The organism is Kitasatospora sp. NPDC059973 (assembly GCF_042737525.1).
In the GTDB taxonomy this organism is placed as follows: Bacteria; Actinomycetota; Actinomycetes; order Streptomycetales; family Streptomycetaceae; genus Kitasatospora.
In genome coordinates this window covers 1-26,769 of the sequence record NZ_JBHWUI010000037.1, presented here as the reverse complement: position 1 = coordinate 26,769, position 26,769 = coordinate 1, and the positions used below count along the sequence as shown (strand labels likewise).

Sequence of the window (26,769 nt, the reverse complement as noted above, 5' to 3'; positions counted from 1 at the left end):
CGGGATGTTTCACCGGCGTGACTGTTTACGGTGCAACCAACCTGGGGGCGGTCGAGCCCGGGGCCGCCCCGCTCGCCGCCGACGCCGCCCCGGGGGCCGGCCGGACCACCCGACGGGTGGACGTCCTGGTGGTCGGGGCCGGGCAGGCCGGTCTGTCCGCCGCCTACCACCTGCGCCGCCGCGGCTTCGCCCCCTACCGGGAGGACGCCGACGGCGGCTTCGTCGTCCTCGACGCCGGCTCCGCCCCCGGCGGCGCCTGGGCGCACCGCGCGCCCTCGCTGCGGATGGCCACCGTGCACGGCTTCCACGACCTGCCCGACTTCGAACTGCCCGAGCCCGACCCGGACGCGCCCGCGCGCGAGGTGGTCCCGGGGTACTTCACGGCGTACGAGGCGAAGCACACGCTCCCGGTGGTGCGCCCCGTCCACGTCCGGGCGGTGCGCTCCGAGTCCGACCGGCCGGACGCCCGCCTGCTGGTCGGGACGGACGCCGGTACCTGGTCCACCCGGGCGCTGATCAACGCCACCGGCACCTGGACCCGTCCCTTCGTGCCGCACTACCCCGGCCACTTCGCCGGGCGGCAGCTGCACTACGCCGAGTACCGGGGGCCGGCGGAGTTCGCCGGAAAGCGCGTCCTGGTGGTCGGCGGCGGCGCCTCGGCGGTCCAGGTGCTGTCCGAGGTCGCGGCCGTCGGCGAGACGGTCTGGGTCACCCGTACCCCGCCCGTCTTCCACGAGGGCCCGTTCACCCCCGAGTACGGCCGCGCGGTGGTCGCCAAGGTCGAGGAGCGGGTCCGCCAGGGGCTGCCGGTGCGCAGCGTGGTGAGCGTGACCGGGCTCGGCCCGTCCGTCGCCTACCGCCAGGCCGAGGAGCTCGGCGCCCTGCACCGCCGGCCGATGTTCGACCGCCTCACCGAGCACGGCGTCGCCTGGGGCGAGCGGGAGCTGGCGGTCGACGCGATCGTCTGGGCCACCGGGTTCCGCCCCGAGGTCGGCCACCTCGCCCCGCTCGGCCTGCGCTCCCCCGGCGGCGGGATCGCCCTCACCGGCACCCGGGCCACCGTCGACCCGCGCGTCCACCTGGTCGGCTACGGCCCGTCCGCCAGCACCGTCGGTGCCAACCGGGCGGGCCGGGCCGCCGTCCACGACATCGTCGCGCTGCTCGGACCGCCGGCCGGGGCGGCCGCGGTGCCCGCTCAGCGGTCGTAGTCGACCGTCACCCGGTCGGTGAGCGGGCGGGCCTGGCAGGTCAGCACGTAGCCGGCGGCCAGCTCCTTCTCCTCCAGCGCGAAGTTGCGGCGCATCTCCACCTCGCCCTCGGTGACCAGGGCGCGGCACGTACCGCAGACCCCGCCCTTGCAGGCGAACGGCAGGTCGGGGCGGGAGCGCTGGGCGCCGTCCAGGACGGACCGGTCGCGCGGCAGCGTGAGCGTGCTGCCGCGCCCGTCGAGGACGACGGTCACCTCGCTGTGCGCGACGCCGTCCGCCGGACCGGACGGCTCGGTCCGCTCGGCGGCCGGCTCGTCCTCGGCGTGGAACAGCTCCTGGTGCACCCGCGCGGTCGGCACGCCCAGCCCGGCCAGCAGCTCCTTGGCGCCGGTGACCATCCCGAACGGCCCGCAGAGCCACCAGTGACCGACCGCCGGCACGTCCACCAGTGCGCTCAGCAGCGCCTCGACCCGCTCCGGGTCCAGCCGCCCGCTGAGCAGCTCGGCGTCCCGGGTCTCCCGGGAGAGCACGTGCACCAGCTGGAACCGGCCGAGGTAGCGGTCCTTCAGGTCGGCCAGCTCGTCGGCGAACATCACGGTGTCGCTGCGCCGGTTGCCGTAGAGCAGCGTGACGGTGGAGGTGCGGTCGGCGGCCAGGACGGAGGCGGCGATGGAGAGCATCGGGGTGATGCCGGAGCCGGCCGCCAGCAGCACGTGGTCGGCGGGCTCGCCGAGCGTCGGGGTGAAGAGGCCGGACGGGGTCAGCACCTCGACCTCCTCGCCCGCCCGCGCCTCCCGCACCAGCCGGCGGGAGAACAGCCCGCCGGGCACCTCGCGGACGGCGATCCGCAGCGGGCCGCCGACGGGGGCGCAGATCGAGTACGAGCGGCGCTCGTCGGTGCCGTCCACCACCTGGCGCAGCGTCAGCGTCTGTCCGGGGCGGAACGCGAACTCCTCGGCGAGCGCCTCCGGCACCTCGAAGGTCACCGCGACGGCGTCGTCGCAGAGCCGCTCCACCTCGGCGATCCGCAGGTGGTGGAAGGCCGGACGCCGGGCGGCCGGGGCGGGGCCGGGGGCCGGGGCGGGGCTGGCGGCCATTCAGATCTCCTTGACGCGTTCGAAGGGCTCGCGGCAGTCCCGGCAGCGCCACAGCGCCTTGCAGGCGGTCGAGCCGAAGCGGGACAGCTCCTCGGTGTCGGTGCCGCCGCAGAGCGGGCAGGCCACCACACGGCGGGTCGGGCCGAGGGCCAGCAGGCCGGGGGACGACCGGTGCGCCGACGTCCGGTCGGGCGGCGCGATGCCCGCCTCGGCGAGCTTGCGGCGGCCCTCCTCGGTGATCAGGTCCGTCGACCACGGCGGGTCCAGCCGCAGCCGCACCCGGACGTCCGGGTACCCCGCCGCGTGCAGGCGGCGGTCCACATCGGCCGCCATCTCGGCGACGGCCGGGCACCCGGAGTAGGTCGGGGTCAGCCAGGCGGTCACCGTCGAACCGCCCTCCTCCACCTCGGCCAGCACCCCGAGGTCGGCCAGGGTGAGCATGGGTAGCTCCGGATCCGGGACGCTCGCCGCGACCTCCCAGGCCCGGCCGCGCGTGGTGGTCACCATGTCGCCCCCGGGTGCGCGCGGGCCACCACCTGGAACTCGGCCAGCAGCGGACCGAGCGCCTCGGTGTGCACGCCGTCCCGCCCGGCCCGGCCGCCGACCGTGGCCAGCCCCGGCACCTCGGGCACGGTCAGCCCGGCCTCGGCGAGGACGGCGGCCAGCGAGCGCAGCACCGGCTCGCGCAGGCCGGCCGGGTCCACGCCGACCCGCAGCTCCACCGGATGCGCCGTGAACAGCTCCTCCACCAGCGGCCAGACCGCGTCCAGACCGGCCTGCATCCGCAGCGCCGAGTACGGCGTCCCGTCGCCGAGCCGCAGCGTCCAGGCGGTGGCGTACTCGCGGTGGTAGGCCAGCTCCTTGACGCCCCGGGCGGCGACCGCCGCCAGCACGGGGTCGCGGTGCGTAGCCAGCGCCTCGTACAGCGCGCCGCGCGCGGTCGCGAAGACCAGCAGCCGGGCGACCGAGAACGCGAAGTCCCCGTTCTCCGCCTCGACCAGCCGGACGTTGCGGAAGTCGTGCTCCTCGCGCCAGTACGCCAGGTCGTCCTCGGTGCGGCCGGAGCCGTCCGCCTGGCCGGCCCGGGTGAGCAGCTGGCGGGCCTGGCCGAGCAGGTCGAGGCCCAGGTTGGCGAGCGCGACCTCCTCCTCCAGCTCCGGCGCCCGGGTGCACCACTCGGTGAGCCGCTGGGCGAGGACGAGGGCGTCGTCGCCCAGCATCAGGCAGTACGCGGCGAGGTCGGCGCCGTCCAGGCCGGGCGGCACGGCGGTGTCCACCCCGAGCAGCGGGTCGGCGAAGCCCGTCCCGTACGCCCAGCGGCCCTCACCCTCGGGCTCGTCGGACGCCTCGGAGAGGCTCAGGTAGACGTGGTCGTCTGTCATGGTCGTGCTGCTCCCCGTCAGATGTGCGGGACATCCTCGGGGATGTCGTAGAAGGTCGGGTGGCGGTACACCTTGTCGCCGCTGGGGGCGAAGAAGGGGTCGCGCTCGTCCGGGGTCGAGGCGGTGATCGCGGCGGAGGGGACCACCCAGAGGCTGACGCCCTCGTTGCGCCGGGTGTAGAGGTCACGGGCGGCGAGCAGCGCCATCCGGTCGTCGGCCGCGTGCAGCGAACCGACGTGGACGTGGTTCAGTCCGCGCCGGGGGCGCACGAACACCTCGTAGAGCGGCCAGCCGGCCTTGGACTCGGTCACTTTCCGTTCTCCTCGCTCTGCGCGCTCGGCGCTTCGGGTCCGGCCGTCGGGGCCAGGGAGGTGGCGGCCGGGGAGGTGGCGGCCGGGGAGGTGGCGGCCGGGCGGCTCTCCGCCCGGCGCTTGCGCGCGTAGGCGGTGGCCGCCTCGCGGACCCAGGCGCCGTCCTCGTGGGCCGCGCGGCGGCGGTCCACCCGCTGGGCGTTGCACGGGCCCTGGCCCTGGATGACCCTGGTCAGCTCGGACCAGTCCGGCTCGCCGAAGTCCCAGCAGCCCCGGTCCTCGTTCCAGCGCAGCGCCGGGTCGGGCAGGGTGACCCCGAGGTGGTCCGCCTGCGGGACGGTCATGTCGACGAAGCGCTGCCGCAGCTCGTCGTTGGTGTGGCGCTTGATCCGCCAGCCCATCGAGCGGGCGGTGTTCGGCGACTCCGCGTCGGAGGGACCGAACATCATCAGGGACGGCCACCACCAGCGGTCCACCGCGTCCTGGACCATCCGCCGCTGGGCGTCGGTGCCGCGCATCAGCGTCATCAGCAGTTCGTAGCCCTGGCGCTGGTGGAAGGACTCCTCCTTGCAGATCCGGACCATCGCCCGCGCGTACGGGCCGTAGCTGCAGCGGCAGAGCGGTACCTGGTTGCAGATCGCGGCGCCGTCGACCAGCCAGCCGATCACACCGACGTCGGCGAAGGTGAGGGTCGGGTAGTTGAAGATCGAGGAGTACTTCTGGCGGCCGGAGATCAGCTTCTCGGTCAGCTCCGCCCGGTCCACGCCGAGGGTCTCGGCGGCGGCGTAGAGGTAGAGGCCGTGGCCGGCCTCGTCCTGGGCCTTGGCGAGCAGGATCGCCTTGCGGCGCAGCGACGGGGCGCGGGTGAGCCAGTTGCCCTCGGGCTGCATGCCGATGATCTCGGAGTGGGCGTGCTGGGCGATCTGGCGGATCAGGGTGGCCCGGTAGGCGTCGGGCATCCAGTCCCGGGGTTCGATCCGCTGCTCGGCGGCGACGACCGCCTCGAACCGCTCCTCCTGCGTCTGCGCGGAGGCCGGTTCGGCCACCTCTGTTGTCACCACTCGCCCCTCTCGCGTCCTGTCCCTGCGGTCAGCGCCCGGCGGCCGGTGCCCCGGTGGCCGGTGCCCGGGCGCGATCCGCTCGCGTCCCCGCACCGGCGCCCCGTGCACCGGCCACCGGCAGCGCGGTGTGCCGGGCTCGGCCGCCGCCCTCACGGCAACCGACTGACCGTTCGGTCGGTACCATTGTGCGCGGTGAGGCGGCGCCCTGACAAGGGAACCGGGCCGCCCGGGGTCCGCCGGGGCTCGCTCCCGCGCCGGGGACCGCCCCGGACGGGGGTGCGGGTGGCGGCCGCCATCTCCCCGAGGGCCTCACCGGGGCCCCGCTGGGACCTCGCCGGGCCCCGCTGGACAGCGACCCGTCCGTCGCGGCACGTCACGGCGGCCCCGGCACGGGAACCGCTCACCGCAACCGGCCGCCACAGCGGGTGGGCCCGCCGTCCGGGGTCGGACGACGGGCCCACCCGGCCCGGCCCGCCGCTACCGCGACGGGGGCGCGCTCACCCCTCCGACCGGTCCCGCAGGCGCGGCAGCGGTACGGCGAGGAGCGCCGCCAGCAGCGCGATCCGGGGCGCCAGCTGATCGATCCGGATGTGCTCGTGCCGGGCGTGCGCCCCGGCCCCGACCGCGCCGAAGCCGTCCAGCGTCGGCAGGCCGCGCGAGCCCGGCAGATTGGTGTCACCGGCACCGCCGGCCGGGCCGCCGTCCAGCTGCTGCCCGAGCACCGCCGCGAGCGACCGGACGTGCCGCAGCAGCGGGTTGGCGGTGCGCTCCGGCCAGGCCGGCCGGCTGGACAGGACCTCCGTCCGCACCCGGGCCCCCGGCCGCAGCGCGGTGAGCCGGGCGAGGCTGTCGAGCGTGCGGCGCTGCGCCTCACCGGTGGAGAAGCGCAGACCCAGCTCGGCCTCGGCCCGGCCGGCGACCACGTTGGCGCGGGTACCGCCGCTGATCCGCCCGGCGTTGAGCTCGGTACCGGGCCGGCGGGCGAGGTCACGGACCGCGACCAGCTGGTCGACGAGCTCGTCGACCGCGGAGACCCCCTCGCCGGCGTCGTTGCCGGCGTGTGCCTCCCGCCCGGTGACGGTGAGCCGCACCCGGGTGCTGCCCCGGCGGGCGGTCTTGAGCCGGCCGTCCGGGTGCGGCGGTTCGAGCCCCAGGACGGCCGCCGCGCCGCGCAGTTGGCGCTCGACCAGGCGCCTGCCGTCCGGGCTGCCGACCTCCTCGTCCGAGACCACGACCAGCCGGACGGTGCGGTGCGGGCGCTGACCGAGGTCGGCCAGCAGGGCGAACGCGCCCTCCAGGACGGCGAGTCCGCCCTTCATGTCGACGACGCCGGGGCCGCTGAGAGTGCCGTCCTGCTCGGTGACCGGCCAGTCGTTCAGGGTGCCGGCCGGCCAGACGGTGTCGTGGTGGCCGACCACGAGGAGGTGCGGCAGGCTCTCGTCCTGGCCGTCCCACTGGAGCACCAGGTGATCACCGGCGGGGCCGGGCTCGCGGTGGGCGGTGGCGCCGGTCGCGCCGAATCCGGCGGCCAACTCCTCGGCGAGGGCGTCGAGTCGGGGCGCGTCGCCACTGGGCGACTCGATACGGGCGAGGTCCGCGCAGCGGCGTCGGACGGCTCCGGCCAGCGTACGGGCGCGGGAGCTGAGGGCCTGGGGCAGTCCGGGAAGGGCGGCGGTCAGCCCGGCGTGGGGATCACCGTCGGCGGCCGCCGGGGCGGGCGGCTCCACGGGCGACGCCTGGGCGGAGGCGGTGGGGCGGGCCGGCGGGGCGGGCTCGGGCCGGGGCGGTGTCGCGGCCGGCGTCGCGGCCGGCGCCGGGGTGGACCGCACCGCCTGCACCGCCTCCGCGATGGCCGCGGCCTTGGGTGTGGTTGTGGTTGGGCCTGGGGCCGTGGCTGCGGCTGCGGCTGCGGCTGCGGCTGTGGCGAGAGTCACAGGGGCGACGGTGGCCGAGGAGGGGCCGGCGGCCGCGGTGGTCACGGTCGACGCGGCGGGCGGCCGGACGGTTTGAGGACTCAACGCTCGCCTCCGCGGCCGCCGCCGGTATTCAGCGGCCGGACCGGCCGGCCGGACCAGCCCGGGTGCCCGGACCAGCCGGGGCGCGCGGCCCCGGCCCGGCGTACGACCTGCCAGGTCGGCCCGTCTGGCCCGAGTGCGGTGGAACGGCTGGGCGGCATGCTTGGCATTGCGTCCTCCTCGCTCGATCCGGAGGCCCCGGTCGGCCCGGAGCCCCCGTGGACGGCGGCTTCGATGCGGCGGGCGCAGCAACGGCACCGCCACGGGGAAGCCGAGATGTGAGCCTAGAAGAACCGTTCGGCTTCCTGCGAGGTGGCCCTGCTCCCAGCGCGCCGGAGGGCCGGGCCCTGCCTCGGGCACCCGTCGGAGAACGGCGGCGGGCGCACGGCGCGCGGGCCTGGATCGGCGCGCGAGCGCGGTCGCCGGATCGCGCCCATCTCCACCATGGACCCGGCGCCCGGGTTCGGCAGCCCAAACGCCCAAGGCGCGGGTTTTCCACGCCGGATGGGTGACCCCGGCTCAGCGCCCGGTACGAGGAAGCGGGCCGTCGGCGCGGCCGTCCGTCGCGACGCGGCGGCGGCGGAGGCACCCGTGGTGCGGCCCGTCGGCCGGGTGGCCGTCGCGGCGGAGGCGACCGGGCGAGAGCACCGGGGCGGCGCGCCCGGGGCCGGTCCGGGGCGACCCGGTACCGGCCCAAGTGCGGTGCCCAGGCGCCCGGTTGCCCCTCGTCGGGAGCGACTCGCGGTCCACCGGACGGCGGGGCCGTCAGGCGCGGAGACGGCGCGGCCGCGGCAACACCGGGCCGACCGACGGGCGGTGCGGCCGCCGGAACTCGATGATGGACCGGGGCCGGCCCCGGCTCCGCGACCTACCGCGAGGAGCCTTCGATGACCGTCACCGTGCACGACGCCGAAGCCGGGAACCGCTTCGAGGCCCGGGTGGACGGCGCCCCGGCGGGCTTCGCCGAGTACATCCGCAGCGACCGGCTGGTGGTCTACCCGCACACCGTGGTCGAGCCGGCGTTCGAGGGGCAGGGGGTCGGCAGCGCGCTGGCCCGGGCCGCGCTGGACGACGCACGCGAACGGGGCCTGGCGGTACTGGCGACGTGCCCGTTCATCAAGGGCTGGATGCTGCGCCACCCCGAGTACACGGATCTGGCCTACGAGAACCGCAGCCGGGTGAGCGACTGACGAATGACAGGTGACGGCTGACAGGTAGCAGGTAGCAGGTAGCAGGTAACGACTAACGGATGACGGATGACGACTGACAGATGACGGCTGACAAACTTTGAAATCTGTCAGCCAAGGTGCCATAGTGGAATCCGGCAGGCCCGCGCCCCGCGCGGCCGCCGCCCCCTCCACCCCCTCACCCCGCCGGAGCACCCCGTGACCACGACCTCCCGGATCCCGCAGCGCCCGCTCGGCGCCACCGGCCCCACCACCTCCGCCCTCGGCCTCGGCTGCATGGGCATGTCCGACCTCTACGGCCCGGCCGACGAGGCCGAGAGCATCGCGACCGTGCACGCCGCACTCGACGCGGGCATCACCCTGCTCGACACCGGCGACTTCTACGGCATGGGCCACAACGAACTGCTGATCCACGACGCACTGCGCGGCCGGGACCGCGCGAGCGTGCAGATCAGCGTGAAGTTCGGCGCCCAGCGCGCCCCGGACGGCCAGTGGCTCGGCTACGACGCGAGCCCGGCCGCCACCAAGACCGCCCTCGCCTACACGCTGCGCCGGCTGCGGACCGACTACGTCGACGTCTACCGCCCGGCCCGGCTGGACCCGAGCGTTCCGATCGAGGAGACCGTCGGCGCGATCGCCGACCTCGTCAAGGCCGGTCACGTCCGCCACATCGGCCTCTCCGAGGTCGGCGCCGACTCGCTGCGCCGGGCCGCCGCCGTGCACCCGATCAGCGACCTGCAGATCGAGTACTCGCTGCTCTCGCGGTCCATCGAGGCCGAGATCCTGCCCACCGCCCGCGAGCTGGGCATCGGCGTCACCGCGTACGGCGTGCTCTCGCGCGGGCTGCTCAGCGGGCACTGGGACAACGGGCGCGCGCTGGCCGGGTCGGACTTCCGCGGCCACAGCCCCCGCTTCCAGGGCGACAACCTGGCCCACAACCTCGACCTGGTCGAGGCGCTGCGCGCGGTTGCCGAGCAGCGGGGCGCGAGCGTCGCCCAGGTCGCGATCGCCTGGGTCGCCGCGCGCGGCGAGGACATCGTGCCGCTGGTCGGCGCCCGCCGTCGCGACCGGCTCGCCGAGGCCCTCGGTGCGCTGGACGTCGCCCTCACCCCGGCCGACCTCGCCGCCATCGAGGCCGCCGTCCCCGCCGGGTCCGCCGCCGGGGACAGGTACGCTGCCGCTCAGATGGCCCACCTCGACAGCGAGCACTGACCGGCACCCCGGCGGTCGCCGGTTCGCGGCCGGGGCGGGGCCCCGCCCCGGCCCGCCCGTCAGCCGCAGCACCGTCCGCCGCCCCGGCGACGGACGCACCACCCCGTTAGGACGTACCTCCCCGTGACCACGGACAGTGCACTCACTCCCGAGCAGATCCTGGGCGCGACGGAGGAGGTCCTCCGGCGGTTCGGCCCCGCCAAGGCCACCGTGGTGGACGTCGCCCGCACCCTCGGCGTCAGCCACGGCAGCGTCTACCGCCACTTCCCCAGCAAGGCGGCGCTGCGCGAGGCCGTCACCCAGCGCTGGCTCGACCAGGCGCACGACAGCCTGGCGTCTATCACCGCCGAGTCCGGCCCGGCGGTGGAACGCCTGCACCGCTGGCTGGAGACGCTGTTCGCCGCCAAGCGGAAGAAGGCGCTCGACGACCCCCAGCTGTTCGCGACCTACCTGGTGCTGGTCGCGGAGACCAGCAGCACCGTCGAGGCCCACATCGACACCCTGGTCGAACAGATCGGCCGGATCGTCCAGGCCGGGGTGAACAGCGGGGAGTTCGGGCCGGCTCCGGTCGGCCCGACCGCCCGGGCCCTGTTCGAGGCGACCGCACACTTCCACGACCCCGCGTACGCCGCCGAGTGGTCCGACCCCCAGGCACCGGATCGCTTCGCCGCCCTCTGGAAGCTCCTCCTCGGCGGCCTCCTCACCCGCTGACCGACCACACCCGCCCGGCCCCGAACACCCGGGGCCGCACATCCTGGCCCGCACACCCGGGCCCGCACCTGGCCCGGCTCGCGCCCGGCCCCACCGCCGAAAAGCGTTCGCCCCACCGTGGCGGCACCCGGCAGACTCCCACGCATGATCGATTCCCCTCGGGAGGACGGCCTGCGTGCCACCGGACCGGCGCTGGACAGCCTGCAAGGACTCGCCCTCGGCGACGCCTTCGGCGACCGCTGGTTCTCCGCCCCGCTCGACGAGGCTCCCGCCGCACTCGCCGCCCGGCTGCCCCGCCCGGCGCCCTGGCACTGGACGGACGACACCGCGATGGCGCTCGTCCTGGTCCGTCATCTCCGTCGCCGCGGCACGGTCCACCAGGACGAGCTGGCGGCCGGGTTCGCCGAGGAGTACGCCACCGAGTACGGGCGCAAGTACGGGCCGTCGATGCACGGCGTGCTGCGGGCGGTGGGTGCGGGCGCCGACTGGCGGAGCGTCACCGCGGAGCAGTTCGGCGGGCAGGGCTCCTACGGGAACGGCGCGGCCATGCGGGCCGCCCCGCTGGGCGCCTGGTTCGCCGAAGACCTGGACACCGTGGCCCGGCAGGCCGAACTGCAGGCGCTCACCACGCACTTCCACCCGGAGGCGGTGGCGGGGGCCGTCGCGGTCGCGCTGGCGGCGGCGCTCGCCGCCCGCAGCCGGGGGCAGCGCCCGCCCGGTCGGGCCGAGTTGCTCACCGAGCTCGCCGCCCGGCTGCCCGACAGCGACGTCCGCTCCGGACTGCGGATCGCCGCCCGGCTGCCGGGGCACACCAGCGTCCGGCACGCCGCTCAGGTCCTCGGGTCCGGGCTCCTGATCTCCGCCCCGGACACCGTGCCGTTCGCCCTCTGGTCCGCCGCCACGCACCTCGACTCCCTGCCGGACGCGCTCTGGCACACCCTGGAGGGCTGGGGCGACATGGACACCACGTGCGCGATCGCGGGCGGCGTGGTCGCCGCCCGGACCGGCCTCGCCGGGGTGCCCGCCGCCTGGCTGGACGCCCGCGAGGACCTGCCCGGGTGGGTGACCGAGCCGTAGCCGGCACGGCCGGCCGGGTCGGGCGGTTCCGACGCCCGACCCGGCCTGCCGGTCACCGGCAGGGGCCACCGCGGGCGGTCACCTACGGCGCTCAGCTGCGGGAGTTGCCGAAGAAGATCCGGTAGAGGATCAGCAGGACCAGCGCGCCGCCGATCGCCGAGCCCCAGGTGGCAAGGTCGAAGAAGTGCGCCGAGACCGGCTTGTCCAGGATGCGCGAGGAGATCCAGCCGCCGACGAACGACCCGGCGATGCCGATCAGGGTGGTCACCACCAGACCGCCCGGGTCCCTGCCCGGCAGCAGCAGCTTCGCCAGCGCCCCGGCCACCAGACCCAGCACGATCCACGCGATGATGCTCATGCGTCCTCCCGCCCTCCGTCACGGCACTCCCAGCGGGCCGTCTCACCGGCCAGGACGCCGCCGTGCGCCCCCTCGGTTGCAGTGCGCCGGGCGTGGCACCCGGCGGCGCGACCGGCCGCGCCGCGATACTGCGGCCATGCGCATCCTGATCGCCACCGCCGGGTCCCGGGGCGATGTGGCGCCCTTCACCGGCCTGGGCGCCCGGCTCCGCGCGGCCGGCCACCAGGTGGCCGTCGCCACCCACACCACCTTCGCCGGTCAGGTGCGCGCCGCGGGCCTGGAGTTCCGCCCGCTCCCGGTCGATCCGCGAGCCGAACTCGCCTCCGACCGCGGCCAGCGGGTCCTGCGGTCCGGCTCCGGACCGCTGTCCCTCCTCCAACTCCTGCGCCTCGGCCGCTCTTTCATGCCCGCCCTCGGCGACGCCATCGTGGCGGCCACCGCCCAGGGCACCGACCTGCTGCTCACCACCAGCGCCACCACCCCGCTCGGCCAGGTCGCCGCCGAGGCCGCCGGCATCCCCAGCATCGGCCTCTACCTCCAACCGATCGCCCCCACCCGGGAGTTCGCGCCCTCCGTGACCGGCACCCGGTCGTTGGGCCGGACCGGGAACCTGCTCGCCGGCCACGCCGTGGAGGCCGCCGCCGACCGCCTCTTCGCCCCCGCCGTCCACGGGTTGCGCCACCGGCTCGGCCTGCCGCCGCGCGGCATCGCCCGGACCCGGCGCGCCCACCCCGTGCTGCACGGCTTCTCCCCCACCGTCGTGCCGCGCCCCGCCGACTGGCGCCCCGGCCTGGAGGTCGCCGGGTACTGGTGGCCGCACCCCGAGCCCGGGTGGCGACCGCCGGACCGCCTCGTCGACTTCCTCGCCGCCGGGCCACCGCCGGTCTTCGTCGGCTTCGGCAGCCTGGTCGTCCCCGATCCGGCGGCGCTGAGCGCCACCGTCCTCGCCGGACTGCGGGCCGCCGGGGTGCGGGCCGTCCTCCAGGCCGGCTGGAGCGGCCTCGGCGCGGCCGACTCCGACGACGTCCTCACCATCGACGACACCCCGCACGACTGGCTGTTCCCGCGGATGGCCGCCATCGTCCACCACGCCGGGGCCGGCACCACCGCCGCCACCCTGCGGGCCGGCACGCCCGCCGTCCCCGTGCCCGCCCAGCTCGACGCGCCGTTCTGGTCCGCGCGCCTCACCCGCCTGGGCACCTCCCCCGGGCCGGTCCCGCTCCCCGCGCTCACGTCCGCCCGCCTGGCCGCCGCCGTCCGCCGCACGCTGGACACGCCGCACTACCGGGAGCGCGCCCGGGCCGTCGCCGCCGCGCTGGCCGCCGAGGACGGCACCGTCGGGGTCCTGGCCGCCGTCGACCGCCTCGCCTCCTGACCCCGAACGGCCCCACCGGCCCCCACCGGCCCCCACCCGCCCCCGGAACGGCCGCCGAACGGCCCCCGGCACGGCCCCGGCGGCCCGCCCCTACCGCCGGCGCCGGCCCGTCCCCCGGCTCAGCACGAGGTAGAGGGCGAACGAGGTGGCGAAGCCGACGGCCCACCCGTAGTCGGCCAGCGGTTTGAGGACGGGCAGCAGGCCGTCGGCCGGGAACGGGCCGCCGTAGGAGCCCCCGACGGCCAGCACGCCGCCGGTGGCCAGGGCGGCGACGGCCCGCCAGTTCCAGCCGGCGGTGTACCAGTAGGCGCCGTGCGGCCGGTAGAGCTCGGCCGGCAGCAGCCGGGTGCGCCGCAGCGCCCAGTAGTCGGCGATCAGCACGCCGGCCACCGTGCCGAGCAGGCCGCCGACCAGGCCGAGCCAGGTGAAGATGTAGACGTGCGGGTCGGAGATCAGCTTCCAGGGGAAGAGCGCGATCCCGATCACACCCGTGATCAGCGCCCCGGTCCGGAAGGTGATCAGCCGGGGCAGCAGGTTGGCGAGGTCGTACGCGGGCGAGACGACGTTGGCCGCGATGTTGACGGAGAGCGTGGCGACCAGCACGGTCAGCAGGGCGAACAGGATGCCCACCGGGCTCTCCATCTTCGCGGCGAGCGCGATCGGGTCCCAGACCGGTTCGCCGTAGACGGCCTGGGAGCCGGAGGTGACCAGCACCGAGAGCAGCGCGAAGAGGGTCATCGTGGTGGGCAGCCCGAGCGCCTGGCCGCGGATCTGGGCGCGCTGGCTCCCGCCGAAGCGGGTGAAGTCGGGGATGTTGAGCGCGAGGGTCGACCAGAACCCGATCATGCCCATCAGCGCCGGGAAGAAGACCTTCCAGAAGTCGCCGCCCCAGCCGAGCCGGGACGGCTGGTCGAGCAGCGGCCCGAAGCCGCCCGCCTTGACGGTGATCCAGGCCAGCAGGGCCAGCGCCCCGACGATGACGAACGGGGCCGCCCAGTTCTCGAACCGGCGCAGGGTCTCCATGCCGCGGGCGATCACGGCCATCTCGATCAGCCAGAACAGCAGGAAGGAGAGCCACTGCGTCCACGGGTGGCCGCCGAACTCGGCCGCGGTGCGCCAGGATTCGCCGAGGAGCTTGCCGGCGAGCAGGAAGATGCCCTCGCCGCCGATCCAGGTCTGGATGCCGAACCAGGCGCAGGCGACGGCGGCCCGCAGCAGCGCCGGCAGGTTGGCGCCGCGCAGGCCGAAGGAGGCGCGGGCGAAGACCGGGAACGGGATGCCGTACTTGGTCCCCGCGTGGCCGGTGAGCAGCATCGGTATGAGCACGACGAGGTTGGCCAGGGCGATGGTGAGGACGGCCTGCTTCCAGTCCATGCCGAGCGCGACCAGGCCGGAGGCGAGCGTCCAGGACGGGATGTTGTGGGCCATGCCGACCCAGAGCGCGAGGAAGTTGTAGGTGGTCCAGGTGCGGCGGGCGACCGGGACGGGCCGCAGGTCGTCGTTGGTGAAGCCGTTGGCGGGCAGCACGGGGGCGGCGGGGTCGGATTCGACCCGGCCGTCCCCGTGCTCGTACTGGCCGGTGGCCGCGGCGCGGTCGGCCGGCGGGTCACCCTTCACCGGGGCGCGCCTCCTGCCGGAGCCGGGGGATGACGTCGTTGCCGTAGGCGTCGATGGTGGCCTCGACCGCGTCGTGCATGGCGTAGACGGCGAACTGGTCGACGCCCAGGGAGCGGAGGTGTTCGAGGCGGTCCCGGTGGGCGGCGGGCGGGCCGATCAGGCAGAAGCGGTCGACGATCTCGTCGGGCACGAACGCGGTGTCGGGGTTCCCTGCCCGGCCGTGGTGGCTGTAGTCGTAGCCCTGGCGGTCCTTGATGTAGGCGGTGAGGGCCTCGGGGACGAGGCTGGAGTGCTCGCCGTAGTGGGTGACCAGGTCGGCGACGTGGTTGCCGACCATGCCGCCGAACCAGCGGCACTGCTCGCGGGCGTGGGCGAGCGCGGCCGGGGAGTCGTCGGCGGTGACGTAGGCGGGGGCGGCGACGCAGATGGTGACGGTGTCGGGGTCGCGGCCCGCCTCGGCGGCGGCGGCGCGGACGGCCTTGATCATGTACTCGGTGAGGTAGGGGTCGGCGAGTTGGAGGATGAAGCCGTCGGCCTGGCGTCCGGTGAGGGCGAGCGCCTTGGGCCCGTAGGCGCCCATCCAGACCGGCAGGGCGCCTTCGCGGACCCACGGCAGGTGCATCTCGGTGCCGTCCACCTCGACGGTGCGGCCCTCGGCCAGCTCCTTGATGGCGTGCATGGCCTCGGAGAGCCGGGCGAGGGTGGCGGGGCGGCGGCCGGCCACCCGCATCGCGGAGTCGCCGCGGCCGATGCCGCAGACGGTGCGGTTGCCGTACATGTCGTTGAGGGTGGCGAACAGGGAGGCGGTCACCTCCCAGGTGCGGGTGGAGGGGTTGGTGACCATCGGGCCGACGGTCAGCGTCGTGGTCTCGGCGAGGATCCGGCTGTAGATCACGAAGGGTTCCTGCCACAGGACGCAGGAGTCGAAGGTCCAGCCGTGGCTGAACCCGGCCCGTTCGGCGCGGACCATGCGGTCGACGAGCAGGCGGGCGGGCGGGTCGGTCTGCAGGACGAGGCCGATGTCCATCGGGGAGCTCCAGGGAAGGGTGGGGCCGCCCGGGGCCGACGCAGGGCCCCGGGCAACGGCGGTGCGGGGAGACGGTCAGGTGAGGTACTGGCAGGTGTCGCGGCGCAGGAAGGCGCCGTGTCCGGCGCGGCCCAGCCAGGTGCCGTCGTCGAGGATCACGGTGCCGCGGGAGAGCACCGTGCGGGCCCGGCCGGTGAGCCGGCGCCCCTCGTAGGCCGAGTAGTCGACGTTCATGTGGTGGGTGGCGGCGGAGACGGTCTGCACGGCGGTGGGGTCGTAGACGACCACGTCGGCGTCGGCGCCGGGGGCGATGGTGCCCTTGCGCGGGTGCAGGCCGAACATCCGGGCGGGGGTGGTGCAGGCCACCTCGATCCAGCGGCGGCGGGTCAGGTGGCCGTCGACGACGGCCTGGTGGAGGAGGTCCATCCGGTTCTCCACGCCGGGCAGCCCGTTCGGGATCTTGGAGAAGTCACCGCGGCCGAGCTCCTTCTGGCCGGCGAAGCAGAACGGGCAGTGGTCGGTGGAGACCACCTGGAGGTCGTTGGTGCGCAGCCCGCGCCAGAGCGCCTCCTGGTGCTCGCGGGGGCGCAGCGGCGTGCTGCAGACGTACTTGGCGCCCTCGAAGCCGTCGGCCCCGGTCTCGGCGAGGTTGTCGGTGGAGAGGAAGAGGTACTGCGGGCAGGTCTCGCCGAAGACGTTCAGGCCCTCGTCCCGGGCCCGGGCGAGCTCGGCGAGGGCGGCGGCGGCGGAGACGTGGACGACGTAGAGCGGGCTGCCGGCGACCTGGGCGAGCTTGATGGCGCGGTGGGTGGCCTCGGCCTCCAGGAGTTCGCGGCGGACCTCGCCGTGGTACCGGGGGTCGGTGCGGCCGGCCGCGAGCGCCTGCTCGACGAGGACGTCGATGGCGATGCCGTTCTCGGCGTGCATCATGATCAGCCCGCCGTTGGCGGCACCGCGCTGCATGGCGCGCAGGATGCGGCCGTCGTCGCTGTAGAAGACGCCGGGGTACGCCATGAAGAGCTTGAAGGAGGTGGACTCGCCGGAGTCGACGAGGGCGTCCATCTCCTTCAGGACCGCGTCGTTGACGTCCGAGACGATGGTGTGGAACGCGTAGTCGACGGCGCAGTTGCCGTCGGCCTTGGCGTGCCAGGTGTCAAGGCCTTCGCGCAGCGAGCCGCCGACCGGCTGGACGGCGAAGTCGACGATGGTGGTGGTGCCGCCCCAGGCGGCGGCGCGGGTGCCGGTCTCGAAGGTGTCGGAGGCGGCGGTGCCGCCGAAGGGCAGCTCCATGTGGGTGTGGGCGTCGACGCCGCCGGGGACGACGTAGTGGCCGGTGGCGTCGATGACGGTGTCGGCGGTCCAGGCCCGGGCGGCGTCGCTGTCGGTGGCGGCGAGGGCGGCGATGCGCTCGCCCTCGATCAGGACGTCGGCGTGGATCTCGTCGGTGGCGGTGATGACGAGGCCGCCGCGGATGACGGTGCGGGTCACGGTGGGTGCCTCCCTCACGCCTCGGTGAGCGGGCCGTAGGCCTCGGGCCGGCGGTCCCGGTAGAACGCCCACTGCTGCCGGACCTCCTCGATGAGGCCGAGGTCGAGGTCGCGGACCACGAGTTCCTCCTCCTTGTCGGAGGCGACGTCGCCGACGAACTGGCCGCGCGGGTCCACGAAGTAGGAGGTGCCGTAGAAGTCGTTGTCGCCGTACTCCTCGGTGCCGACCCGGTTGATCGCGGCGACGAAGTACTCGTTGGCGACGGCGGCGGCGGGCTGTTCGAGCTGCCAGAGGTAGCCGGAGAGGCCGCGGCTGGTGGCGGAGGGGTTGTAGACGATCTGGGCCCCGGCCAGGCCGAGGGCGCGCCAGCCCTCGGGGAAGTGGCGGTCGTAGCAGATGTAGACGCCGACCTTGCCGACGGCGGTGTCGAAGACGGGCCAGCCGAGGTTGCCGGGCTTGAAGTAGTACTTCTCCCAGAAGCCCTTGACCTGGGGGATGTGGTGCTTGCGGTACTTGCCGAGGTAGCTGCCGTCGGCGTCGATCACGGCGGCGGTGTTGTAGTAGACGCCGGGCTGCTCCTCCTCGTAGACGGGGACGACGACGACCAGGCCGAGTTCGCGGGCGAGGTCCCGCATCCGGCGGACGGTGGGCCCGTCCGGGACGGCCTCGGCCCAGCGGTAGTGCTCCGGGTCCTGGACCTGACAGAAGTACGGGGCGTTGAAGACCTCCTGGAAACCGATGATCTTCGCACCCTGGGCGGCGGCCTCGCGGGCGTGGCGCTCGTGGAGGGCGATCATCGTCTCCTGATCACCGGTCCACCGGGTCTGCACGAGGGCGGCACGGACGATCTGCGACATGGGTACCTCCGCAACTCCGTGGCCCGGCCGGGGGGTCGGGCCTGCGGTCTGAGGGTTGACGGGGCGGATCCGCCTCGGGTTCCGGCACGCGTCGGCATGCGGCGACGCACACATCTACGTGCGTAGAACGTGGTCTGTAGACCGTAGGCCCGGCCTCGGTGGCCTGACAATACGTCGGACGTAACGCGGCCGGGGCGATCCTGTTACGCGGACACGCGGGTGCTTCTGGACGGGATGAAACGCTCAACTACCCCACTGCCGCACTCCTTACCCATTCGGGTGATTCCGGGTGCGAAGTACCGCGCGCCGGGGTAAGACGCCGGTGGACGCTGCTCCGGTCCGTCACCGGGGCGCTCCGGACGGTGAGTTCCCGGCGGTCGTCCGGGCCGGGCCCACGGGGGGAGGTCGAGGTGAAGGCCGCATCCGCCGCGCCCGGGCCGGGTGGCGCGCCCCCCGACCCTCCGCCGGGTCCGGTACCGCCGTGGGCCGGGCTGCTGCTCGCCCTGGCGGTGCCGCTGCCCCTCGTGCTGGGGAGCCTGCTCTTCGCCCGGTGGGCGCCCGCGGTGCGGAGCGTGCGGCTGCAACTGGCCGGTTCCGCCGCCTCCGCCGGAGCCGTGGTCGCCGGGCGGGCCGCCGACCACCTCGCGGCGCTGCGGGCTGAGCCCTGGCTGCTCGGCGGCTGGACCCTGACCCTCGCGGCGGCCGGGCTGCTCGGCCGGTACGTGCTCACCCGTCCGCACTGGCGGCTCACCGCGCTCGCCGCCGGGGCCGCCGGCCTGCTCGCGGGCGCCCTGGACATCGCGGAGAACGCGCTGCTCGGCATCGGGCTGGACGGGCTCGGCACCGGCCCCGGCCCGCACGCCGGCTCCGACGCGCCCTTCGCCGCCGCCACCGCGCTCGCCACCGTCAAGTGGCTGCTCCTGCTGCCGGCCGGCGCGATGGCCCTGGCCGTGCTCGCGATCACCGTCCACCGCGCGGCGCGCGGCATCCTGCGGCGGCCGCCCGCGCCGGCCCGAGCCGGGGGCGCCGGACCGGCCGACGCCGGCCCCGAGCTGATCCCGCCGTGGCCGGTGGCCACCCGGCACGGCGGGCGCTGGCCGCCCGGGCCGCGCCCGCACGGGCCGCTCGACCGCCACGCCCGCTGGCGCAACGGCACCCGGGTGCCGCCCGGCCGGGAACCCGCCCGGCTCGGCTTCTGCGTCTCCGGCGGCGGCATCCGCTCCGCCTGCGTCACCCTCGGCGTCCTCCAGGCGCTGCGGCCCTGGCTGAAGCAGGCCCGCTACCTGGTCTCCGTCTCCGGCGGCGGCTACACCACGGGCGCGCTGCAGCTCGCCCTCAGCGACTCCGCGCCCGGCGGCCCGGAGCACGCCGTCTCCGGCCTGACGGCGGACGACGTCCTGGAGCCCGGCTCGCCGGAGGAGGACCACCTCCGCCGGCACGCCAAGTACCTCGCGGACGGGGCCGGCCAGTGGCTGGTCGCCCTCGGCACGCTGCTCCGCGGCCTGGTCGCGGCGCTGGCCCTGCTGCTCGCCGCCGTCCTGGTGCTCGGCCTGGGGCTCAGCCGCTTCTACCACCTCGTCCCGCTGACCGACCTGGACGCGCTGGCCGCCGTCGGCCTGCGCACCGGCGGGGCCGGCCGGCTCGGCGCGCTCGCCGTCCGCGAGCCGGCCGTCCTCGCGCTGCTCGGGCTGCTCGCGGCGGCCGCGCTCTGCTGGCTGCTCTGGCTGCTCGCCTTCTCGCAGCTCGGCTGGGACACCCCGCTGCCGCGCACCCTGCGGCGGCTCTCGCACGGCGCCCTCGCCCTGGCCGCGCTGGTGGCCGCCGGGGTGCTGGTGGTGCCCGGACTGGCCTGGGGCGCGGTCTGGCTGCAGCAGGAGCTGGCGGTCGGCGCCCGGCAGACCGGCGCCGGGCTCAGCCTGACCGTCCTCCTCAGCTACCTCACCCTGCTGCTCGGCATACTGTGGCGCGGGCGCCGGGTCGTCGAGCAGGGCGCGGCGGCGCTCGGCGGGCTGCTGCACAGCACCCGGCGGCTCGGCGGCGGGGTGACGGACGGGCTGGTCCAGTACCTGCTGGTGTGGGCGGCGCTCGCCACGCTGTCGTCGGGCGCGCTGCTCGCGCTCGGCTGGGCGGTCGCCACCGGCCACGCCTGGCCCGCCACCGCGCAGGTGCTGCTGCCGCTCGTGCTCGGCACGGTGGGGCTCAACCTCGACCAGACGTGGATGAGCCTGCACCCGTTCTACCGGCGCCGGCTGGCTTCCGCCTTCGCCGTCCGCCGCGCCACCGAGGACGGTGAGGCACTGGCCCGGCCGTACCACTTCTACCGCGAGCAGACCTGGCTCAGCCACTACGGCGCCCGGCACCCCGACGTCCCTCAGATGATCTTCGCGGCGGCGGCCAACCTGTCCGGCAGCTCCCGCACGCCGCCCGGGCGCCGGGCCGTCTCCTTCACCTTCTCGCACGACTACGTGGGCGGGCCGGACGTCGGCTACGCCCGCACCGACCTGCTGGAGCGGCGCACCCGGCGGCACATCGCCAGGGACCTCACCGTGCAGTCCGCGATGGCCGTCTCGGGCGCCGCGTTCTCCTCCGCGATGGGCCGTCAGTCCCGCGCCTACCAGGGCCTGTTCGCCGTCACCAACGCCCGGCTGGGCACCTGGCTGCCCAACCCGGCCGCGCTCGGGCCGCTCTGGGCGCCGGGGCGGGACTGGCGGCTCCCCTCCCAGCCCGCCGTCCGCCGGCTCCCCTACCAGCTGCGCGAGCTGAGCGGCCGCTTCCCGATGGACGACCGCTTCCTGCTCACCACCGACGGCGGGCACTACGAGAACCTCGGCCTGGTCGAGCTGCTCCGGCACCGCGTGCGGACGGCGGTCTGCGTCGACGCGAGCGGGGACGCCCCGGTCGCGGCGAGTCTGGCGGCGGCGATCACCCTCGCCCGCGAGGAGCTCGGCATCGTCATCACCCTGCACCGGCCGGAGCTGCTGATCCCCGGCAGCGACGACACGTCGCTGCGCGGTCTGGCGGCACGCCTGGCGGGCCGGCTCTCCGCCCGGGCCGTGATCACCGGGGACATCCGCTACCCGGACCCGTTCGACGCCCCCGGCGACGACACCCGCGTCGGCCCGGCCGTCGGCGACCGGCACCACGGCCCCCACGGCCCCCACGGCTCCCACGGCGACGAGTGGCGGCACCACGGCACGCTGATCGTCGTCCAGGCCGTCCTCACCGTCGGCATGCCGTACGAGCTGCACGCCTACGCGGCGGCCAACGCGGCGTTCCCCAACGACAGCACCAGCGACCAGTGGTTCGACCACCGGCAGTTCGACGCCTACCAGACGCTCGGCCGCCATCTGGGCGAGCAGGCCGCCCCGGTGCTCGGCGCGACGCTGGCCGACCTCGCACCGACCCCGGCGCCGGCCCCCGCGCCGACCGCCCCGGTGGCTCCGACCAGCACGGCAGCGCGCCCGGCCGCGGCGCCTCCCGCACCCCGGCGCGCCACGCACGAGTGACCGGGCCCGCTTGACTCACGCCCCGCGGGTCGGGAAAGATCCGGCGCATGGACTCCGGCACCACTCTGGTTTGCCGCCTGCACGTCGATCTGCGACGCCAGGCGAGCTCCATGTGTGCCTGTTGACCTTGACCCTCCTCGCCGGTCCCGCCCTGTGACGTCCGCCAGGGCCCGCGCCGCGCAGCCGTACCCGTCTTCCTGACGCGCCCCGTTTCCCGGCGCACCCGCACCCGGCAGGCCTGCATCCCCCGCCGGGTACGGCCGTACCTCCGCTCGCTCCGCCTTCCCCGAGGACGCCCACATGAGCCTGGACCTCGCCCCCGGCACCCCGGCCGGCCCGGCCCGCACCGAAGCCGCCCCCGACGCCCCGACCGCCGCCGACTCCGCCGCCACCGCGCCCGCGCGGACCGGTACCCCGCTCACCCCGAAGTCCCTGCGCGCAATCGTCCGCGACCTCGCCGAGCAGCCCGACCAGTGGATCCACCACGTCCGGCTCTCCACCGAGGAACGCTGGTACCGGCGCCTGGTGGCCGACGAGGACCACGAGGTCTGGCTGATCAGCTGGCTGCCCGGCCAGTCCACCGGCTTCCACGACCACGGCGGCTCGCGCGGCGCGTTCGCCGTCGCCCTCGGCGAGCTGGAGGAGCTCTCGCTCGGCGGGCCGGAGCAGGGCCTGCTGATCCGCCGGATCACGGCCGGCACCGCCCGGGCCTTCGGCCCGGAATACGTGCACGACGTCCGCAACACGGGCGCCGGCCCCGCGGTCACGCTGCACGCCTACTCACCGCCGTTGGACTCGATGGCGCACTACGAACTGCGGGCCGGCGGACTGGTCCGCACCTCGCAGGAAGGACCGGAGCAATGGTGACCACGATCGACGACCTGGTGGAGCGCGCCCGCGAAGGGGTCCACCGGCCCCGCGCCCGGGAGGCGTACCAGGCCCAGCTGGACGGCGCGCTGCTGGTGGACATCCGGCCGGCGGCGCAGCGGGCGGCCGAGGGCGAGATCCCCGGCTCGCTGATCATCGAGCGCAACGTGCTGGAGTGGCGGCTCGATCCGACGGGCAGTCACCGGATCCCGGAGGCCGAGGGCTACGACGTCGAGGTGGTCGTGGTCTGCTCGGAGGGCTACGCCTCCAGCCTGGCCGCCGCCTCGCTGCGCGAGCTGGGGCTGCACCGGGCGACGGACCTGGACGGCGGTTTCGTCGGCTGGGCGGCCGCCGGACTGCCGACGCGTCAGGGCGGCTGAACGGCAGGACGGCAGGACGGCAGGACGGCTGAGCAGAGCGGCTGAGCGGCTGAGCGGGGCGCCCGCAGGGCGCTCCCACCGACCGGGTCCGGGGTGCGTCCGGCCCGGTGGCAGCGCCGACGCGTCCCCTCGGCGGCCGGCCCGACGGACCCGGGCCCGGCCCCGTCTCCCGGGGGCGGCCGCCCCACGCGGAGGGTAAATCACGGACAGGAGATGATTCAGGTCATAGTCTGATCGGAGTTTCCGCCGGTCCGATGCAGGGCAGCCACGCGGGCGGAAGAACGCCCGGGCAGTTGATCCGACGAAGGGCGGCCGCTTCACGGGCCGTCACTTGTCGACAAACCGCCACGACCGACAGACCGACACCATCGGCGCCACCACCGGGCGGCACCGAGACAGAGGAAACTCCCCGTGATCAGATTCGACGGCGCCGGCAAGCGCCATCCCGACGGCACCATCGCCGTCGGGGGCCTGGACCTCGATGTGCCCACCGGCCGGACGACGGTGCTGGTCGGCCCGTCCGGCTGCGGCAAGACGACCCTGCTGCGCATGGTCAACCGGATGGTGGAGCCGACCTCGGGCCGGGTGCTCCTGGACGGCACGGACGTCGCCGAGCTGGAGCCGGCCAAGCTGCGCCGCGGCATCGGCTACGTGATCCAGCAGGCCGGCCTCTTCCCGCACCGCAAGGTGATCGACAACATCGCCACCGTCCCCTACCTGCTCGGCTGGGACAAGAAGCGGGCCCGGGCCCGGGCCGCCGAGCTGCTGGAGCTGGTCGGGCTCGCGCCCGAGACCGGCAAGCGGTACCCGTTCCAGCTCTCCGGCGGCCAGCAGCAGCGGGTCGGCGTGGCCCGGGCGCTGGCCGCCGATCCGCCGGTGCTGCTGATGGACGAGCCGTTCAGCGCCGTCGACCCGGTGGTGCGGGCCGGGCTCCAGGACGAGCTGCTGCGGCTGCAGTCCGAACTGCACAAGACGGTCCTCTTCGTCACGCACGACATCGAGGAGGCCATCCGGCTCGGCGACCAGGTCGTGGTGCTGCGCGAGCAGGGCCGGATCGCCCAGCTCGCCGACCCGCACACGCTGCTCACCGCGCCCGCCGACGCCGAGGTCGCCGCCTTCCTCGGCCGTGACCGCGGGCTGCGCGGGCTCGGCCTGCGGCCGGCCACCGCCGTCACCGTCCGCCCGGTGGCCGACGGACTGCGCTACGGCCGGTGGGAGTTGACGCTGGACGACGAGCGCCGCCCGATCGGCTGGATCGACCGGGACGCCCCGGCCGCCGCGCTGCACCCGGTCGCCGGGTACCACCCGCAGGCGGACACCCTGCGCTCCGCGCTGGACGCCGCCGTCCTCTCCCCCGCCGGGGTCGCGGTCGCCCTGGACGCCGAGGGCCGGGCCACCGGCACGGCGAGCCGGGAGGCCGTCCTGACCGCCCTGGCGGCCGCGCCCGGTCCCAGGGCCGAGGAGATAGCGATGGTCAAGGCCTACGACACGCCCGGGGCGGGCGAGGTGGACGAGGACGCGACCGACGGAGCCACCGGTGGACGATGAACCGATCGTCCGGTGGTACTGGATCGGCGACCACCTCGGCTACCTGGGCGACCTGCTCGCCGACCACGCGGTGATCGCGCTGCTCCCGGTCCTGATCGGCCTGCTGCTGGCCGTCCCGCTCGGCCTGGCCTGCGCCCGCCACCCCCGGCTCTACCAGCCGCTGGCCGCCGTCTTCAACGTCGTCTACGCGCTGCCCTCGCTGGCGGTCTTCGTGGTGCTCATCCCCTACACCGGGCTGGCCACCCAGGCCACCGTGATGATCCCGCTGACCTTCTACGCGGTCGCCGTCCTGCTGCCCACCACCGTGGACGGCCTGCACGCCGTCCCCGACTCGGTCCGCCAGGCGGCCACCGCGATGGGCTACGGGCCGTGGCACCGGCTGACGGCCGTCGAACTGCCCGCCTCCGTGCCGTACCTGGTCGCCGGCCTGCGAGTCGCCGCGGTCTCCAGCATCTCGCTGGCGAGCGTCGGCGCCCTGGTCGGACGCGGCGGGCTGGGCTACCTCTTCATCGACGGCTTCCAGCGCACCTTCCCGACCCCGATCGTGGCCGGCATCGTGCTGATCGCCGCGCTGGCGCTGGCCGTGGACCTGCTCCTGGTCGGCGCCCGGCGGGTGCTCGCGCCCTGGGCCGTTCGGGAGAAGGGGGCCGGCCGATGAACTGGCTCTCCTGGCTGGGGGACTTCTTCTCCTCCCCGGACCGCCGCAGCGGCCCGGACTCGATCGTGCACCGCGTGACCGAGCACCTGGTGCTCTCCGGCGAGGCCCTGCTCCTCGCGGCCCTGCTGGCCGTGCCGCTCGGCCTGCTGATCGGCTACACCGGCCGCGGCGCCACCGCCGTCACCTCGCTGGCCGGCGCCGCCCGCGCGCTGCCGACGCTCGGCCTGGTGACGCTCGCGGTGCTGCTCGCCGGGGTCGGCGACACGGCCGTGCTGGTCCCACTGGTCGCGCTCGCCGCGCCGCCGCTGCTGGTCGCCGCCGTGGAGGGGGTGCGCGGGACCGATCCGGACGTCCGGGACGCGGCGCGCGGCGTCGGGCTGACCCACCCGCAGGTGCTGCGGCAGGTCTGCCTGCCGTCCGCGCTGCCCACCCTGCTGGCCGGCTTCCGGACCGCGACCGTCCAGGTGGTCGCGACGGCCACGGTCGCCGCCTACGTCGGCCTCGGCGGGCTCGGCCGGTACGTGATGGACGGGCTGGCCACCCGGAACTACGCCGTGACGGTGGGCGGCGCGCTGCTCGTGGTGCTGCTCGCGGTCGGCGCCCAGCTGTTCTTCGCGCTGCTCGCCCGCTACGCGCTCCCGCCCGGGCTGCGCGCCCAGCGCCGCGCCCGCTCCTCGCGCGAGTCCCCCTGATCCCGCTCCGCAGGCTTGTCCCGCTCGTCCCACCGAGCATCTGCCGTCCCGAAAGGACACCAATCACCATGTCGACATCCGCACGCCGCCGAAGCGGCCGCCGGGCCCTGCTCCTCGGTACGGTCACCGCGCTCGCCCTCGGCGCCACCGCCTGCTCCTCCTCCGGCGGCGACCCGCTCGGCGGCGGCGCCTCGGCCCCGGCCGGCGCGACGACCGGTGGCTCGGGCTCGACCGTGGTGGTCGGCTCGGCCAACTTCCCCGAGAACGTGCTGCTCGGCTCGATCTACTCGCAGGCGCTGAAGGCCAAGGGCGTCAAGGTCGAGGAGAAGTTCAACATCGGCAGCCGCGAGGTGCTCTACGGGCAGCTCCAGAACGGCAGCCTGACCGTGCTGCCCGAGTACAACGGCGCGCTGCTCTCCTACCTCGGCGGCAAGCCGGCCGCGACCAAGGACGAGGTCAACGCCGAACTGGCGAAGACGCTGCCCGCCTCGCTGGCCATCCTGGACTCCTCGCCCGCCGAGGACAACGACACCCTGAGCATCAGCCAGGAGAGCGCCGACAAGTACCAGCTGAAGAGCATCGAGGACCTGGCCGCCAAGGCGGGCGAGTTCACCATCGGCGGCCCGCCGGAGTTCAAGACCCGCCAGGAGCAGCCGCTCAAGGATGTCTACGGGCTGACCTTCAAGGAGTGGAAGCCGACCGGCGAGACCACCGCCAACGCGATCAAGGACGGCTCGATCCAGGTCGGCAACGTCTTCTCCACCGACCCGAAGATCGCCCAGCTGAAGCTCGTCCCGCTGGCCGACCCGAAGCACCTGTTCGGCGCGCAGAACATCACCCCGCTGGTGAACAAGACGGCCGTCGACGCCCCCGCCGTCGCCGCGCTGAACGCCGTGTCGGCCAAGCTCAGCACCGACGGCCTGGCGACGCTGATGAAGAAGGTCGCGGTGGACAAGGAGGACCCGTCCGCCGTGGCCAAGGAGTGGCTGAAGGCCAACGGCCTGAGCTGAGCCTGGCGGCCGGACGGCCCGACCGGCAGCCACGGCGGCCGGCGGACCGTACGCGCCGGGCCGGCGGTACGAGCCGGACGGCCGGTGAGGGCAGGCGGCGGCGGTCCGGGGGGCGACCCCCGGGC

The 26,769-nt window shown here is 75.3% G+C and carries 25 protein-coding genes; 14 read left to right on the top strand and 11 right to left on the bottom strand.

Annotated elements, in window-relative coordinates:
- Nucleotides 1-116: 116 nt before the first annotated feature.
- Nucleotides 117-1,208 carry an NAD(P)-binding domain-containing protein gene (locus tag ACFWA9_RS13215; RefSeq protein WP_380386519.1) on the top strand — a complete coding sequence of 364 codons (1,092 nt, stop codon included), beginning with the start codon at nucleotides 117-119 and terminating at the stop codon, nucleotides 1,206-1,208.
- On the opposite strand, the gene paaE is transcribed toward ACFWA9_RS13215, so the two are convergent.
- From paaE to ACFWA9_RS13185, 6 genes are all read right to left on the bottom strand, one after another.
- A complete protein-coding gene (paaE, locus tag ACFWA9_RS13210) occupies nucleotides 1,196-2,305 on the bottom strand; it encodes a 1,2-phenylacetyl-CoA epoxidase subunit PaaE (protein ID WP_380386441.1) in 1,110 nt (369 codons plus the stop codon). The genes ACFWA9_RS13215 and paaE overlap by 13 nt on opposite strands.
- Complete coding sequence (gene paaD / locus ACFWA9_RS13205) at nucleotides 2,306-2,812, bottom strand: 1,2-phenylacetyl-CoA epoxidase subunit PaaD (RefSeq protein WP_380386440.1); 507 nt, start codon at nucleotides 2,810-2,812, stop codon at nucleotides 2,306-2,308.
- Complete coding sequence (gene paaC, locus ACFWA9_RS13200) at nucleotides 2,806-3,687, bottom strand: 1,2-phenylacetyl-CoA epoxidase subunit PaaC (RefSeq protein WP_352291080.1); 882 nt, start codon at nucleotides 3,685-3,687, stop codon at nucleotides 2,806-2,808. The genes paaD and paaC overlap by 7 nt, the downstream gene beginning before the upstream one ends.
- Before the next feature lie 17 nt (nucleotides 3,688-3,704).
- Entirely contained in the window at nucleotides 3,705-3,998 is a 294-nt protein-coding gene (paaB, locus tag ACFWA9_RS13195; protein ID WP_329490494.1) for a 1,2-phenylacetyl-CoA epoxidase subunit PaaB, read from the bottom strand.
- A complete protein-coding gene (paaA, locus tag ACFWA9_RS13190; RefSeq protein ID WP_380386436.1) occupies nucleotides 3,995-5,059 on the bottom strand; it encodes a 1,2-phenylacetyl-CoA epoxidase subunit PaaA in 1,065 nt (354 codons plus the stop codon). Before paaA ends, paaB begins: the two co-directional genes overlap by 4 nt.
- Nucleotides 5,060-5,556: 497 nt before the next feature.
- Nucleotides 5,557-6,888, bottom strand: coding sequence for a M20/M25/M40 family metallo-hydrolase (locus ACFWA9_RS13185; RefSeq protein WP_380386434.1), 1,332 nt, complete (start codon nucleotides 6,886-6,888; stop codon nucleotides 5,557-5,559).
- A 1,073-nt stretch (nucleotides 6,889-7,961) separates the two neighbouring features.
- On the opposite strand from ACFWA9_RS13185, the gene ACFWA9_RS13180 reads away from it, so the two are divergent.
- The 4 genes from ACFWA9_RS13180 (at nucleotide 7,962) to ACFWA9_RS13165 (ending at nucleotide 11,261) form a co-directional block, all read left to right on the top strand.
- Nucleotides 7,962-8,264, top strand: a complete 303-nt coding sequence (locus ACFWA9_RS13180) for a GNAT family N-acetyltransferase (RefSeq protein ID WP_380386431.1) — start codon at nucleotides 7,962-7,964, stop codon at nucleotides 8,262-8,264.
- Nucleotides 8,265-8,477: 213 nt separating this feature from the next.
- Nucleotides 8,478-9,473: an aldo/keto reductase gene (locus ACFWA9_RS13175; RefSeq protein ID WP_380386516.1), complete on the top strand. Its 996-nt coding sequence runs from the start codon at nucleotides 8,478-8,480 to the stop codon at nucleotides 9,471-9,473.
- Nucleotides 9,474-9,596: 123 nt separating this feature from the next.
- Nucleotides 9,597-10,184: a TetR family transcriptional regulator gene (locus ACFWA9_RS13170; RefSeq protein ID WP_380386429.1), complete on the top strand. Its 588-nt coding sequence runs from the start codon at nucleotides 9,597-9,599 to the stop codon at nucleotides 10,182-10,184.
- A gap of 144 nt (nucleotides 10,185-10,328) precedes the next feature.
- A complete protein-coding gene (locus ACFWA9_RS13165) occupies nucleotides 10,329-11,261 on the top strand; it encodes an ADP-ribosylglycohydrolase family protein (RefSeq protein WP_380386426.1) in 933 nt (310 codons plus the stop codon).
- A 91-nt stretch (nucleotides 11,262-11,352) separates the two neighbouring features.
- Here the strand turns inward: ACFWA9_RS13165 and ACFWA9_RS13160 are convergent, their stop codons facing one another.
- The gene (locus ACFWA9_RS13160; RefSeq protein ID WP_329490487.1) at nucleotides 11,353-11,619 is read right to left on the bottom strand and encodes a GlsB/YeaQ/YmgE family stress response membrane protein; all 267 of its coding nucleotides are present in this window, start codon (nucleotides 11,617-11,619) and stop codon (nucleotides 11,353-11,355) included.
- Between the two features lie 136 nt (nucleotides 11,620-11,755).
- On the opposite strand from ACFWA9_RS13160, the gene ACFWA9_RS13155 reads away from it, so the two are divergent.
- Nucleotides 11,756-12,994, top strand: a complete 1,239-nt coding sequence (locus ACFWA9_RS13155) for a glycosyltransferase (RefSeq protein WP_380386423.1) — start codon at nucleotides 11,756-11,758, stop codon at nucleotides 12,992-12,994.
- A gap of 90 nt (nucleotides 12,995-13,084) precedes the next feature.
- On the opposite strand, the gene ACFWA9_RS13150 is transcribed toward ACFWA9_RS13155, so the two are convergent.
- The 4 genes from ACFWA9_RS13150 to ACFWA9_RS13135 form a co-directional block, all read right to left on the bottom strand.
- Nucleotides 13,085-14,611: an NCS1 family nucleobase:cation symporter-1 gene (locus ACFWA9_RS13150; RefSeq protein ID WP_380386420.1), complete on the bottom strand. Its 1,527-nt coding sequence runs from the start codon at nucleotides 14,609-14,611 to the stop codon at nucleotides 13,085-13,087.
- On the bottom strand, nucleotides 14,601-15,638 hold the full coding sequence (locus ACFWA9_RS13145; protein ID WP_380386418.1) for a TIGR03842 family LLM class F420-dependent oxidoreductase: 1,038 nt from the start codon (nucleotides 15,636-15,638) through the stop codon (nucleotides 14,601-14,603). Before ACFWA9_RS13145 ends, ACFWA9_RS13150 begins: the two co-directional genes overlap by 11 nt.
- 75 nt (nucleotides 15,639-15,713) lie before the next feature.
- Nucleotides 15,714-17,126, bottom strand: a complete 1,413-nt coding sequence (gene hydA, locus ACFWA9_RS13140; protein WP_380386415.1) for a dihydropyrimidinase — start codon at nucleotides 17,124-17,126, stop codon at nucleotides 15,714-15,716.
- 14 nt (nucleotides 17,127-17,140) lie between these two features.
- Entirely contained in the window at nucleotides 17,141-17,983 is an 843-nt protein-coding gene (locus ACFWA9_RS13135) for a nitrilase-related carbon-nitrogen hydrolase (RefSeq protein ID WP_329490481.1), read from the bottom strand.
- A gap of 410 nt (nucleotides 17,984-18,393) precedes the next feature.
- Here ACFWA9_RS13135 and ACFWA9_RS13130 point away from each other — a divergent pair, with 410 nt between their 5' ends.
- The 8 genes from ACFWA9_RS13130 (at nucleotide 18,394) to ACFWA9_RS13095 (ending at nucleotide 26,644) form a co-directional block, all read left to right on the top strand.
- Complete coding sequence (locus ACFWA9_RS13130; protein ID WP_380386412.1) at nucleotides 18,394-21,489, top strand: hypothetical protein; 3,096 nt, start codon at nucleotides 18,394-18,396, stop codon at nucleotides 21,487-21,489.
- Nucleotides 21,490-21,536: 47 nt separating this feature from the next.
- A complete protein-coding gene (locus ACFWA9_RS13125; protein ID WP_380386513.1) occupies nucleotides 21,537-21,614 on the top strand; it encodes a putative leader peptide in 78 nt (25 codons plus the stop codon).
- Between the two features lie 175 nt (nucleotides 21,615-21,789).
- Nucleotides 21,790-22,356, top strand: a complete 567-nt coding sequence (locus ACFWA9_RS13120; protein ID WP_352287266.1) for a cysteine dioxygenase family protein — start codon at nucleotides 21,790-21,792, stop codon at nucleotides 22,354-22,356.
- Nucleotides 22,350-22,736, top strand: coding sequence for a rhodanese-like domain-containing protein (locus ACFWA9_RS13115; protein WP_329490478.1), 387 nt, complete (start codon nucleotides 22,350-22,352; stop codon nucleotides 22,734-22,736). The genes ACFWA9_RS13120 and ACFWA9_RS13115 overlap by 7 nt, the downstream gene beginning before the upstream one ends.
- A gap of 411 nt (nucleotides 22,737-23,147) precedes the next feature.
- Complete coding sequence (locus ACFWA9_RS13110; RefSeq protein WP_380386408.1) at nucleotides 23,148-24,284, top strand: ABC transporter ATP-binding protein; 1,137 nt, start codon at nucleotides 23,148-23,150, stop codon at nucleotides 24,282-24,284.
- Nucleotides 24,274-24,942 carry an ABC transporter permease gene (locus tag ACFWA9_RS13105; RefSeq protein ID WP_352287272.1) on the top strand — a complete coding sequence of 223 codons (669 nt, stop codon included), beginning with the start codon at nucleotides 24,274-24,276 and terminating at the stop codon, nucleotides 24,940-24,942. The genes ACFWA9_RS13110 and ACFWA9_RS13105 overlap by 11 nt, the downstream gene beginning before the upstream one ends.
- The gene (locus tag ACFWA9_RS13100) at nucleotides 24,939-25,634 is read left to right on the top strand and encodes an ABC transporter permease (RefSeq protein WP_352287275.1); all 696 of its coding nucleotides are present in this window, start codon (nucleotides 24,939-24,941) and stop codon (nucleotides 25,632-25,634) included. Before ACFWA9_RS13105 ends, ACFWA9_RS13100 begins: the two co-directional genes overlap by 4 nt.
- 68 nt (nucleotides 25,635-25,702) lie before the next feature.
- Nucleotides 25,703-26,644: an ABC transporter substrate-binding protein gene (locus ACFWA9_RS13095; RefSeq protein ID WP_380386404.1), complete on the top strand. Its 942-nt coding sequence runs from the start codon at nucleotides 25,703-25,705 to the stop codon at nucleotides 26,642-26,644.
- Nucleotides 26,645-26,769: the final 125 nt, after the last annotated feature.